This window comes from Pseudoxanthomonas winnipegensis (genome assembly GCF_004283755.1).
Lineage (GTDB): Bacteria > Pseudomonadota > Gammaproteobacteria > Xanthomonadales > Xanthomonadaceae > Pseudoxanthomonas_A > Pseudoxanthomonas_A winnipegensis.
Genome location: NZ_SHMH01000001.1, coordinates 86,500 through 98,302 on the forward strand (window position 1 = coordinate 86,500; position 11,803 = coordinate 98,302).

Annotated in this window: 10 protein-coding genes; 1 reads left to right on the top strand and 9 read right to left on the bottom strand. The window is 70.7% G+C overall.

The window, feature by feature from the left end; translation table 11 throughout:
- Positions 1 to 560: 560 nt before the first annotated feature.
- Both EAT51_RS00410 and gltX read right to left on the bottom strand, forming a co-directional pair.
- Complete coding sequence (locus tag EAT51_RS00410) at positions 561 to 1,055, bottom strand: transcriptional repressor (protein ID WP_130516090.1); 495 nt, start codon at positions 1,053 to 1,055, stop codon at positions 561 to 563.
- A 20-nt stretch (positions 1,056 to 1,075) separates the two neighbouring features.
- Entirely contained in the window at positions 1,076 to 2,482 is a 1,407-nt protein-coding gene (gene gltX / locus EAT51_RS00415; protein WP_130516088.1) for a glutamate--tRNA ligase, read from the bottom strand.
- Positions 2,483 to 2,563: 81 nt separating this feature from the next.
- On the opposite strand from gltX, the gene lpxH reads away from it, so the two are divergent.
- Positions 2,564 to 3,307: a UDP-2,3-diacylglucosamine diphosphatase gene (gene lpxH / locus EAT51_RS00420; protein ID WP_130516086.1), complete on the top strand. Its 744-nt coding sequence runs from the start codon at positions 2,564 to 2,566 to the stop codon at positions 3,305 to 3,307.
- A gap of 216 nt (positions 3,308 to 3,523) precedes the next feature.
- Here the strand turns inward: lpxH and EAT51_RS00425 are convergent, their stop codons facing one another.
- The 7 genes from EAT51_RS00425 to EAT51_RS00455 form a co-directional block, all read right to left on the bottom strand.
- Positions 3,524 to 4,345, bottom strand: a complete 822-nt coding sequence (locus EAT51_RS00425) for a ferritin-like domain-containing protein (RefSeq protein ID WP_130516084.1) — start codon at positions 4,343 to 4,345, stop codon at positions 3,524 to 3,526.
- Positions 4,342 to 4,830 carry a T6SS immunity protein Tdi1 domain-containing protein gene (locus tag EAT51_RS00430; protein ID WP_130516083.1) on the bottom strand — a complete coding sequence of 163 codons (489 nt, stop codon included), beginning with the start codon at positions 4,828 to 4,830 and terminating at the stop codon, positions 4,342 to 4,344. The genes EAT51_RS00425 and EAT51_RS00430 overlap by 4 nt, the downstream gene beginning before the upstream one ends.
- A 15-nt stretch (positions 4,831 to 4,845) precedes the next feature.
- The gene (gene purF, locus EAT51_RS00435; RefSeq protein ID WP_130516081.1) at positions 4,846 to 6,315 is read right to left on the bottom strand and encodes an amidophosphoribosyltransferase; all 1,470 of its coding nucleotides are present in this window, start codon (positions 6,313 to 6,315) and stop codon (positions 4,846 to 4,848) included.
- Between the two features lie 43 nt (positions 6,316 to 6,358).
- Positions 6,359 to 7,135 carry a CvpA family protein gene (locus EAT51_RS00440; RefSeq protein ID WP_130516079.1) on the bottom strand — a complete coding sequence of 259 codons (777 nt, stop codon included), beginning with the start codon at positions 7,133 to 7,135 and terminating at the stop codon, positions 6,359 to 6,361.
- A gap of 94 nt (positions 7,136 to 7,229) precedes the next feature.
- On the bottom strand, positions 7,230 to 8,246 hold the full coding sequence (locus EAT51_RS00445) for an SPOR domain-containing protein (protein ID WP_130516077.1): 1,017 nt from the start codon (positions 8,244 to 8,246) through the stop codon (positions 7,230 to 7,232).
- Between the two features lie 65 nt (positions 8,247 to 8,311).
- Positions 8,312 to 9,586, bottom strand: coding sequence for a bifunctional tetrahydrofolate synthase/dihydrofolate synthase (folC, locus tag EAT51_RS00450; RefSeq protein WP_130516075.1), 1,275 nt, complete (start codon positions 9,584 to 9,586; stop codon positions 8,312 to 8,314).
- Between the two features lie 73 nt (positions 9,587 to 9,659).
- Positions 9,660 to 11,717: a phosphocholine-specific phospholipase C gene (locus EAT51_RS00455; RefSeq protein ID WP_130561148.1), complete on the bottom strand. Its 2,058-nt coding sequence runs from the start codon at positions 11,715 to 11,717 to the stop codon at positions 9,660 to 9,662.
- Positions 11,718 to 11,803 lie beyond the last annotated feature (86 nt).

The following is an 11,803-nucleotide window of genomic DNA, read 5'->3' on the forward strand; positions in this document are numbered from 1 at the left end:
ACGCCTGCGCTGCGCGCAGGTCCGCTGCGGGGCGAGGGATTTTCCAAGGGGACATCCTGTCCCCTCGGAAAACGCCGCACATCCCTGTGCGGCGCCCTGCGGGTCTTGTCCTCGCCCCTCCGCCGTGCCTCACGGGGGTCTGAAAGTCCAAAGCAGAAGCAACCGCAACAGCCGAAGCCGTAGTGCTTTGGTTTTTGCTTTGGTTCTTGCTTCTGCTGTTGCCTACCCCTCTCCCTTGAGGTCGGGCGGAGGACGACGGGTCAAACCCGAAGGGCGACGCGCAGGACGCGCGTCGTTTTTGGAAGGGACATGGATGTCCCTTCCAAAAATTCCCGGCGGCCGGAGCGGACCTTTCGCGCAGCGAAAAACCGACCGCCGGGGTGTGCTTGACCAGACATTCGTCTGTGGAAAAGCGCTTCTTTGGCCTACCTTTCTTTGCACAAGCAAAGAAAGGTAGGTCGGGCGGCGAAGCCGCACGAAAGCCCTTGCTCCAGAAGCTTAAGGCCGTTGCTTATAAAGAAAAGCCCGCGAACCGCGGCCCCCAGCACAAGTGAAGCGAACTACTGCGCCTCCGCGCACCGCGCACACAACCCATGCACTTCCAGCGTCTGCGCCTGCGGCTGAAATCCCAGCGCCTTGGCCCGTGCCTCCAGCTGATCCACCACCACCCGATCCTCCAGCTCCACCGCCGAATGGCAGCGGTCGCAGATCAGGAACGGCACCGAATGCGCGGCGCTGTTGGGGTGGTGGCAGGCGACGAAGGCGTTGACCGACTCGAGCTTGTGCACGAAGCCGTTGGCCATCAGGAAATCCAGCGCGCGGTACACCGTGGGCGGCGCGTCGGCGCCCACGCCCTTGGAAGCGCGCACCAGGTCGAGCAGCTCGTAGGCCTTGATCGGCTTGCCGGCCTCGGCGATCAGGCGCAGCACGCGCGCGCGGATCGGCGTCAGGCGCAGGCCGCGCTCGCCGCAGGCGTGCTCGACCGCATGCACGAAGCCTTCGGCGTTGTGCACATGATGATGGGGCGCGATGCAGGCGGGCTTGGCGGCGGCCATGGGGCTCGTTCCTTACGGGATCAGTCGGCTTGCGCGGTCTTGATAAGCGCCGCGTCGATGCGTTTCAAGGCCTGCTCGCGGCCGGCCAGGTACACGGTATGGGAAATGTCCGGGCTGACCTGGGTGCCGGTAATGGCCACGCGCAGCGGCTGGGCGACCTTGCCCATGCCCAGCTCCAGGGCGGCGGCGGCCTCGTGCAGCGCGGCCGAGACCGACTCGACCTGCCACTCGCGCAGCGCCACCAGCAGCTCACGCGCCTTGGCCAGCGGCGCGGCGGCGGCGGGCTTGAGGTGCTTGGCCACGGCGGCCTCATCGTACTCGGTCAGCGGCTGGTACCAGACCACGGCCTTCTCGGCCATTTCCTTCAGGGTCTGGACGCGCTCGCGCAGGGCGATCACCACGTCCACCGGCGCCGGGCCGGCGGCCAGGTCCACGCCCAGCTTCTCCAGCTGGTAGACCAGCTGCGGGGCGATGGTCTCCGGCGCGTCGGTCTTGAGGTAGTGCTGGTTGACCCAGCCCAGCTTGGCCATGTCCAGGCGCGCGGCCTTGGAGTTGACGTCCTTGACGTCGAACAGCTCGATCAACTCCTGGCGCGAGAACAGCTCCTGATCGCCGTGCGACCAGCCCAGTCGCGCCAGGTAGTTGATCAGCGCGTGCGGCAGGTAGCCGGCGTCCTTGTACTGCATCACGTCGGCCGCGCCGGTGCGCTTGGACAGCTTGGCGCCCTGCTCATCCAGGATCATCGGCATGTGCGCGAACTTCGGCACCGGCGCGCCCAGCGCCTGGTAGATGTTGATCTGGCGCGGGGTGTTGTTGATGTGGTCGTCGCCGCGGATGACCTCGGTGATGCCCATGTCCCAGTCGTCCACCACCACGGCGAAGTTGTAGGTCGGGTAGCCGTCCGGGCGGAAGATCACCATGTCGTCCAGCTCGGCATTGGCGATCTCGATGCGGCCCTTGATCAGGTCGTCGAACACCACGCTGCCATCGAGCGGGTTCTTGAAGCGGATCACGCGGTTGGGATCGTCGCGGTACGGCAGGTTCAGCTCGCGCGCGGCGCCGTTGTAGCGCGGCTTCTCCTGCCTGGCCATGGCGGCCTCGCGCATGGCGTCGAGCTCCTCGCGCGTCTCGTAGGCGTAGTAGGCCTTGCCCTGCGCCAGCAGCTGCTCGGCCACCTCCTGGTAGCGCGCGATGCGCTGGGTCTGGTAGACCGGGCCCTCGTCGTAGTCCAGGCCCAGCCAGTCCATCGCCTCCAGGATCGCGTCGATGGCCGCCTGCGTGCTGCGCTCGCGGTCGGTGTCTTCGATGCGCAGGACGAACTGCCCACCGCGGTGGCGCGCCTCCAGCCAGCAGTACAGCGCGGTGCGCGCGCCGCCGATGTGCAGGTAGCCGGTGGGACTGGGGGCGAAGCGGGTACGGCAGGTCATGAAGAGCCCAAGGGAACGTGCGAACGGGGAATGGCCGCCATTTTACCCGGCGCCACGCGGCCGGGCCGGTATCATGCGCCGATGACCACGCTGTTCATCTCCGACCTGCACCTGGACGCCAGCCGTCCGGCCATCACCGACCTGTTCCTGCGGTTCCTGCGCCAGGAGGCGCTGCAGGCCGAGGCGCTGTACATCCTGGGCGACCTGTTCGAGGCCTGGGTGGGCGACGACGACCCGTCCGAGCTGGCTACCCAGGTCGCCCAGGGGCTGCGCGCAGTCAGCGAGGCGGGCGTGGCAGTGTTCTTCATCCACGGCAACCGCGACTTCCTGCTCGGCCAGGACTACGCCGAACGCTGCGGCATGCGTCTGCTGCCCGACCCGGCCGTAGTCGAACTCTACGGCGAGCCGGTGATGCTGCTGCACGGCGATCTGCTGTGCACCTCGGACGTGGCCTACCAGCAGGTGCGCGCGCAGACCCGCAATCCGGCCTGGCAGGCGCATATGCTGGCCCAGCCGCTGGCCGCGCGCATCGCCTTCGCCGCGCAGGCCCGTGCGGCCAGCGCCGCGCATCAGGGCGGCATGAAGAACGACAGCGCCAAGTTCGAGACGCTGACCGACGTCACCCCGGCCGAGGTCGAGACCAGCTTCGTGCGCTACGGCCTGACGCGCATGATCCATGGCCACACCCATCGCCCGGCCGTGCACGAACTCACCGTCGACGGGAAGGCCTGCACGCGCATCGTGCTGGGCGACTGGTACGAGCAGGGCTCGGTGCTGCGGGTGACGCCGCAGGGCTATGACCTGCAGTCGCTGCCGGTGCAATAGCGGCGAAGCCTGGCGGGGAGCAACTGTCTCCACAACTCCCGCGGCCTGCCTGTAGAGCGGAGCTTGCTCCGCTGCTCTTCGTTCGGTTCGTGGGGGAGGCTCCAGCGGAGCGAGCTCCGCTGCTCTTCGTTCGGTTCGTGAGGAAAGCTCCAGCGGAGCAAGCTCCGCTCTACAGGTGGGGCCTCACTCCATCGCATTTTCCCAACGCGCTCGGGCTCAGGGCGCTTCCAGCGCCGCCAGCTCGTCCTCGTCGAAGCCGGCCTGCAGGCGGGCCTCCAGATTGAACGGGCCGCGCAGGTAGCCGCCGGCGTACTGGCGCAGCAGCTCGCGGAAGCGCGCGCGCGGCTCGACGCCCTCGCGGGCGCAGTACCAGCGGTACCAGCGCGAGCCGGCCGCCACGTGCGCCACTTCCTCGCGCAGGATCAGCTCCAGGATCGCGACGGTATCGGTGTCGCCCAGCGCGCGCAGCTTGCCGATCATGCCCGGGGTGACGTCCAGCCCACGCGCCTCCAGCACGCGCGGCACCAGGGCCATGCGCGCCAGGCCGTCGTGGGCGGTCTTCTCGCACATCTCCCACAGGCCGTGATGCGCATCGAAGTCGCCGTAGTCGTAGCCCAGCGCCTGCAGCCGCGTGCGCAGCAGCATGAAGTGGCGCGACTCGTCGTGCGCCACGCCCACCCAGTCGGCGTAGAACGCAGCCGGCAGGCCGCGGAAGCGGTAGACCGCGTCCCAGCCCAGGTCGATGGCATTGAGTTCGATATGGGCGATGGCATGGACGAAGGCCGCGCGCCCCTCCACGCTGCCCAGGCCGCGCTTGGGCACTTCGCGCGGATGCACCAGCCGCGGTCGCAGCGGGCGGCCGGGCATGCGGATCGGATCGGGCGGCGGCGCGTCCTCGGGCAGCGGCAGCTCGCCGCGCGCGAAGGCCGCCGCATAGCGCTGGGTCAGGGCGACCTTCTCGGCCGGATCGGCCGCGTCCAGGCACTGGCGCGCCGCGGCGAACAGCTCGCGCGCGGGGCTCGCGACCGCCGCGCTCATTCGAGCGCGTGGGAGAGATCGTCGACGGTCACGCCCGGCGGCAATGAGGCGACCTGCGCGTGCAGCTGTCCGGTCAGCGACAGGTAGGCCTTCAGGTCGGTCGGCTCCAGCGCCTCGCTGCTGCGCGCGCCGCCCAGCACCGGCGGCAGGCGGAAGGCCCAGACCTGGCCCGCGGCGAGCGCCTCGCCGGCGCGCAGCCGCGGCGCGACCAGGTCGAAGCGGAAGCAGTGCGCGACGAACTCGGCATCGCCCAGCCGCTGCAGGAACTCAGGCAGATCGTCGGCGACCTTCTCCAGCACGCCGTCGACGCAGTCCAGGAAATACACGGCCTGTTCCTGCCGTGCCTGCACGAAGGCATCGCCGGCCACGCTGAGCATCAGCGGCTGCATGCCGCCGCCGGTCAGCCAATCCCAGTCGGTCAGCAGCGTGGCGCGGTCGATGTCCTCGCCCAGCGCCACGCACAGGTCTTCCAGGGTGATCGCCATCGACGCGAGGCAGCCTCAGACTGCGCGGCGCTTGCGCTTGGCCTCGTCCGAGCGCAGCTGCTGGATGCGCTCGAAGTAGCCCGGCTCGATGCCGGTCACGTAGTCGCCGTCGAAGCACGAGGAATCGAAGCGCTTGAGCTGCGGATTGCCCTCGCGCACGGCCGTTTCCAGATCGTCCAGGTCCTGGTAGATCAGCCAGTCGCAGCCCAGGAATTCCTCGATCTCCTGCTCGGTGCGGCCGTGGGCGACCAGCTCCTCGGCGGCCGGCATGTCGATGCCGTAGATGTTGGGATGGCGCACCGGCGGCGCGGCGCTGGCCAGGTAGACCTTGCGCGCGCCGGCGTCGCGCGCCATCTGCACGATCTGGCGGCTGGTGGTGCCGCGCACGATCGAGTCGTCGACCAGCAGCACCACGCGGTTGCGGAACTCCAGATGGATCGGGTTGAGCTTGCGGCGCACGGACTTGTTGCGCTCGCCCTGCCCCGGCATGATGAAGGTGCGGCCGACGTAGCGGTTCTTGACGAAGCCCTCGCGGTATTTCACCCCCAGCACGTTGGAGATCTCCAGCGCCGCATCGCGTGAGGTGTCGGGGATCGGGATGATGGTGTCGATGTCGTGGTCGGGCCGCAGGCGCAGGATCTTCTCGCCCAGCTTCATGCCCATGCGCATGCGCGCCTTGTGCACCGAGACGTTGTCGATCATCGAATCGGGCCGGGCGAAGTACACGTACTCGAAGATGCACGGCGCGTGCTCGGTGCTGGTCGCGCAGATCTCGGAGAACAGCTCGCCGCGCGCGGTGACCACCAGCGCCTCGCCCGGGCGCACGTCGCGCACGCGCGCGAAGCCCAGGATGTCCAGCACCGCCGATTCGGAGGCCACGATGTATTCGTCGCCCTCCACGCTCTCGCGCTTGCCCAGCACCAGCGGGCGGATGCCGTGCGGGTCGCGGAAGGCCACCAGGCCCAGGCCCAGCACCACGCTGACCACCGCGTAGCCGCCGCGGCAGCGCCGGTGCACGCCGGCCACCGCGCGGATCGCCGCCTCGGGGGTGAGCATGCGCTGGGCGTCCAGCTCGTGGGCGAACACGTTCAGCAGCACCTCGCTGTCCGAGTCGGTGTTGATGTTGCGGCGATCGGCCTCGAACACCTGCTGGCGCAGCGCCTCGGTGTTGGTCAGGTTGCCGTTGTGCGCCAGGGCGATGCCGTAGGGCGAGTTGACGTAGAACGGCTGCGCCTCGTCCATGCCCTCCGAACCGGCGGTCGGATAGCGGCAGTGGGCGATGCCCACGCGGCCTTCCAGCACGGCCATGCGCTTTTCGTCGAACACGTCGCGTACCAGGCCGTTGGCCTTCTGCACGCGCAGGCGGGTGCCGTTGGCCGTGGCGATGCCGGCGGCATCCTGGCCGCGGTGCTGCAGCACTGTCAGGCCGTCATAGAGCTGGCCAGCGACGTTCTGGGTACCGACGATTCCGACGATGCCGCACATGGGTGTTCTCCGCTCGGGTTTACTGCGAGGTGACGTGACGAAACTAGCGCGACCGTTCCTGGCCCTTGGGCGTTGGCACGACCCGCGCCGGGTCGCCTTCGTTGGGATGCACCTGGGCCGGATCGCCCGGTGCGGGGTCTTCAAGGGGCTGGGGCCAGCGGCCGGCACTGCGTCCGCCGTCGCCCTTCAGAGCCTCGGACACCGTCTGCCCGAGTTGCGGCAGCTGCGCGGCCGCCTGCTGGAACTTGTCGTTGAGGGCGCCATTATCGCCTGACAAGGCCGGATTGTTGAGATCCAGGTTGCGTAACCGGTCCACGTTCATGTCCCGCAGATCGGGCATCGCCGGCATTTGCGGCACGGATAGTTCCGGCAGCTGGGCGCGCATCCAGGCCGCGCCGGGCGCGATCAGGGGCATCAGATGCGACTGGCGCCAGGCCGCCTCGTGCGGCAGCGGGGTGAAGGACAGCAGCAGCACCAGCACACAGGCGAAGAACCCGCCGCGCACCAGCCCCAGCCCGCCGCCGGCCAGGCGGTCCACGCCCGAGAGGCTGGTGTTGCGCACCGAGGCCTTGATCACCATGCCGATCAGCGCCACCACGATCATCACCCCGACGAAGGTCAGCGCGTAGCCGCCCAGGTAGTCGGTCATGCCCGGCGTCCCGCCGTCGGCGAACTGGCGCGCGGCGCGGTCGCCGAACAGGAAGGCCGCCAGGCCCGCCAGCACCCAGGACAGGGTGCCGACCACGATCCCGACGAAGCCGCGCAGCAGCCCCAGCAGGGTGGACACCACGATCACCGTGCCCAGGACCAGATCGATCACGGGCTACTCCCGGCGCCGTGAAGAGATGGACGGATTGGCGCGCTTCGAAGTCATCGGTCTTCCTCCCTGGACCAACCGGCGTCCTTCAAGGCCTCTAAGGGTGCGGGCGGACGATGCCGGTCAGGCCGTTGCGCGCGGCGACCTGCGCCTTGAGCTGGTCGGCCTCGGCGCGGGTGGACACCGGCCCGACCCGCACCCGGAACAGCCGGCCGCTGTCGGTGGACACCGGCTCGACGAAGGCGCTGAAGCCGTTGCCGCGCAGCTTGTCGCGCAGGCTGTTGGCATCGGCTTCCTTGCCGAACGCGCCGACCTGCACGGCGAAGCCCACGCCGGTGGCGGCCGGCTTGGGCACGGCGGCGACCGGGGGCTTGGATTCGACCGGCGCGGCCGGCTTGGCCGGCGTCGGCGCCGGCTTGGCGGCCGGTTCAGGCTTGGCCGCGGGCGCGGGCTTAGCCGCCGGCGGCGCCTCGGAGGCCAGCTGGGCCGCGTCGGGATTGGACGTGGCCGGCGTGGCCGCAGGCGGCGTGGAGGCCGCGGGCGCGGTGGCCGGCGCGTCGCCGCCAGCGTCCAGCGCGATCACCTCGGCCTTCACGTCGCTGCGCACCTTGACCGCGGCCAGGCGCGCGATCTCGGCCTGCGCGCGGTCGGCATACGGCCCCACGCGCACGCGCCAGGCCGGCTTGCCGCCGATGGTGGCCTCCTGGCGGAAGGCCTCGAGCCCGGACTGGCGCAGGCGGTCGATGACCACATCGGCATCGGCCTGGCTGGCGTAGGCGCCGAAGGTCACCGCGTAGTCGCCGCCGGCGGTGGCCAGTGGCAGGCCCTGGGCGTTGGTGGCCGGCTTGGGCGCGTCGGCGGGGGTCAGCGTCTCGGTGGCCGGCTTGGGCTGGGCAGGCATGCCGGTGGCGCCGTTGGCGCCGGGCTGGCCGGGGGTCACCAGCGGCAGGTCGCGGGTCTCGAACTGGCCCTCCGGCGCCTTGGGCACATCGGTGGAGACATCCGAGACGCCGCTGTCGCTGGCGGGGCCCTTGATCAGCATGGGCAGGAAGATGACGGCCAGGGCGACCAGGACGATGGCGCCGATGATGCGGTTTCTCAAAGCGGTATCCATCGTCTTGGGCGACGGCTTTGGTGATGAAGTGGCGAATTATAAGCGCGCGCGCCGCGGCGCTTTCCTCATGCGCCTGAATCCAGCACCGCCAGCGCCTCGGCCACGGTGTGGAAGGAGCCGAACACCAGCACGCGCTCGCCCGGCGCGGCGGCCTTGAGCGCGGCGTGCAGCGCCTCGGCGATGCCGGCAAAACGTTCACCCGCCGCGGCCGGCGTGCCGGCCAGGCGCGCGGCGAGCGCGTCGGCGTCCTGCCCGCGCGGCGCGCCGGGCTCCAGCCCGGCCAGGAACCAGCGCGCCACGCGCTCCGCCAGCGCGGTGGCCACGCCGGCGGCGTCCTTGTCCGACAGCGCGGCGTAGACCGCCAGCGTGCGCGCCGGGTGCCGGTCCAGGAACGCGGCCAGTTCGCGCGCGGCCTGGGGGTTGTGGCCCACGTCCAGGCGGATCTCGATGCCCGCGCGCTGCAGCCGCTGCAGGCGCCCGGGCACGCGCGCCTGGGCGATGCCGGCGGCGAAGGCGCTGGCCGGCAGCTCCTCGGGCAGCGCGCGCAGCGCGGCGATCGCGGTGGCGGCGTTGGCGCGCTGGGCCGGCGCGTCCAGCGGCAGCGCCGGCAGCAGCAGCTCGGTGCCGACCTCGCGCCAGCGCCACTGGCCATCCTCGGGCGCTTCATGGAAGAAGTCGTTGCCCAGCTGGATCACCGCCGCGCCGATGGCGTAGGCGTGGCCGAGCACGCTGGAGGGCGCGGTGACCTCGCCCAGCACCAGCGGCGTCCACGGCCGGGCGATGCCGGCCTTCTCCTTGCCGATGGCCTCGCGGTCGGCGCCAAGCCAGTCGGTGTGGTCGATGTCCACGGTGGTGATTACCGCCACGTCCGGGTCGATCACGTTGACCGCGTCCAGCCGGCCGCCCAGGCCGACTTCCAGCACGGCCAGGTCCAGCCCGGCGCGCTGGAACAGCCACAGCGCGGCCAGCGTGCCGTATTCGAAATAGGTCAGCGGCGTATGGCCGCGCGCGGCCTCGACCGCCTCGAACCCCTCCACCAGCGCCGCGTCGTCGGCCTCCACGCCGTCGATGCGCACCCGCTCGTTGTAGCGCCGCAGGTGCGGCGAGGTGTAGGCGCCGACCTTCCAGCCGCCGGCGCGGGCGATGGCCTCGAGGAAGGCCACGGTCGAGCCCTTGCCGTTGGTGCCGCCGACCGTGACGACCTGGCGCGCCGGCTTGCCCAGGCCCATCGCCTCGGCCACCGCGCGCACGCGCTCCAGGCCCAGTTCGATGGCGCTGGGATGCTGGGCCTGGATGTAGCTGAGCCAATCGGCCAGGGAGCGGGAGGTGGAGACGGACATCGGGCGGTAAGGAGCGTTGGGGGGCGCCATTGTGACCGCACCCCGCCCGCGCCGCGAAGCGCGCCGGCCACGTTCAGCTCATCCGCCCGATCGCCGGGTCGCTGCGGCTGGGGCGGCCGGTTTCCAGGTGCCCGGCCAGGCGGCGGCGGAAGGCGCCGCCCGGCTGGGTGAGCTCCAGGTCGTACCAGTGGTCGGCCTGGGCCACCTCGATGCGCACGGTCTGCCGCTCGCCCGGGCTCAAGCTGATCCTGCGCGGCGCCGGGTCGGCGTAGTCCAGCGCGCGCAGCTGCAGCGCGACCGCCGTGCGCGTGGGATTGGACAGCTGCAGCACCAGCGTCTCGCCGTCCTGGATGGCCTCGACCACCGGCGCGGCATGGCCCTCGCCGGCGAACTCGCGCAGGAAGCCGTTCGGCCCGTGCACCGCCAGCGCGTAGGCGCCGGCCGGCAGCGCATGCGGCGCGTCCTCCAGCGTGCGGCCCGGCAGCACCGTGTAATACCAGGGCCCGGCCGCGCCGCCGTCGGCGTAGACGTTGAACACCGCCGCCGCCGGCCCGTCGTTGACGAAGACCAGGCGCAGCCCGTCCTCGCCGTGGCGCGCATGCACCTGCAGCGCGTACGGCAGGGCGCGCGCCGGGCGCTGGCCGGGCTCCTGCTTTGGCTGCGCGCCCGGCACCGGCACCACCGGCGCGGGCTGGCGCGCGGCGGCCTGCATGCGCTGCAGATAGTCGGCGGTGGACGGCAGGGCCGAGAGCGCCGAGTCGTCGGGCGTGGCGAAGTCGAACACGCTGGTCAGATCGCCGGCTACCGCGCGCCGCCACGGGCTGATGTTCGGCTCGGCCACGCCGAAGCGCGCCTCCAGCAGCCGCAGCACCGAGGTGTGGTCGAACACCTGCGAATCGACCCAGCCCCCGCGCGTCCACGGCGAGACCACCGTCATCGGCACGCGCACGCCCAGGCCGACCGGCGTGCCCTTGTAGCTTTCGCCGCGCACCTCGACCTGGCTGGCGCCCATGCGCGCATCCAGCGCGGGCAGCGGCGCGGGCACATGGTCGAAGAAGCCGTCGTTCTCGTCGTAGTTGATGATCAGGCAGGTCCGCGCCCAGACCTCGGGCACGGCGGTGAGCGCATCGAGGATGCGCGAGGCCAGCGACTCGCCATGGGCCGGCGTGGCCTCGGGATGCTCGCTGTACGGATACGGCGCGACGATCCACGACACCTGCGGCAGCTTTCCGTCACGCACGTCGGCGGCGAAGGCATCGACCAGGTGCTGGGCGGTGCTGTGCTGCGCATTTTCGGCGTCGGAACCGGGCACGATCCCGCGCCCTCGCCGGTACAGCGGGTCGCGCACGTCCATGGCGCGGAAGCGCGCGAACGAGGACAGCGGGTTGTCGCCGTAGTTGTCGTACTCCTGGTAGACGCGCCAGTCGATGCCGGCCTCCTGCAGGCGTTCGGCATAGGTGGTCCAGCGCAGGCCGACAAAGTCGGCCCGGTCGCGCTTCATGTCCGCGGTCCAGTTGCCGTCGTCCACGTTGTCCACCGCCTGATCGCCGTCGTTGCCCACGCTCAGCCCGCTGCTGCCGGTGAACAGATACATGCGGTTGGGATTGGTCGGCCCGTGCAGCGAGCAGAAGTAGCCATCGCACACGGTGAAGGCATCGGCCAGCGCGTGATAGAACGGGATGTCCGCGCGCTGCAGATGCCCCATGCTCAGCGCGCCCTTGTACGGCACCCAGCAGTCGTACTGCTGCCAGCGCGCGGCGTCCTGGCCGCGCGCGCCTTTCCAGTTGTGGTCCAGGCTCTTCATCACCGCCGCGCTGGTGGCGCGCGTGTCCAGGTGGAAGGGCAGCACGGGCGCGCCGCCGTCCTGGCGCTGCTGCCACACCGGCGCGCCATCGCGCAGCCGCAGCGGGCGCGGGTCGTCGAAGCCGCGCACCCCGCGCAACGTGCCGAAGTAATGATCGAAGGCGCGGTTCTCCTGCATCAGGATCACCACATGCTCCATGTCCGCCAGCGTGCCGCTGCGCACCTGCGCCGGCAGCGCCAGCGCGCGGCCGATGGAGGCAGGCAGCAGGCCGGCGGCGGTCAGCGCCGAGAGGCGCTGCAGGAAATCGCGACGCGAAAGTTTGTGCATACCGACATCTCGGAAACGAAAGAAAGCCCGGCGCAGCGCCGGCCGCCCAGCGGTATACGCCAGATGTTTGTCAGGCGCACGACATC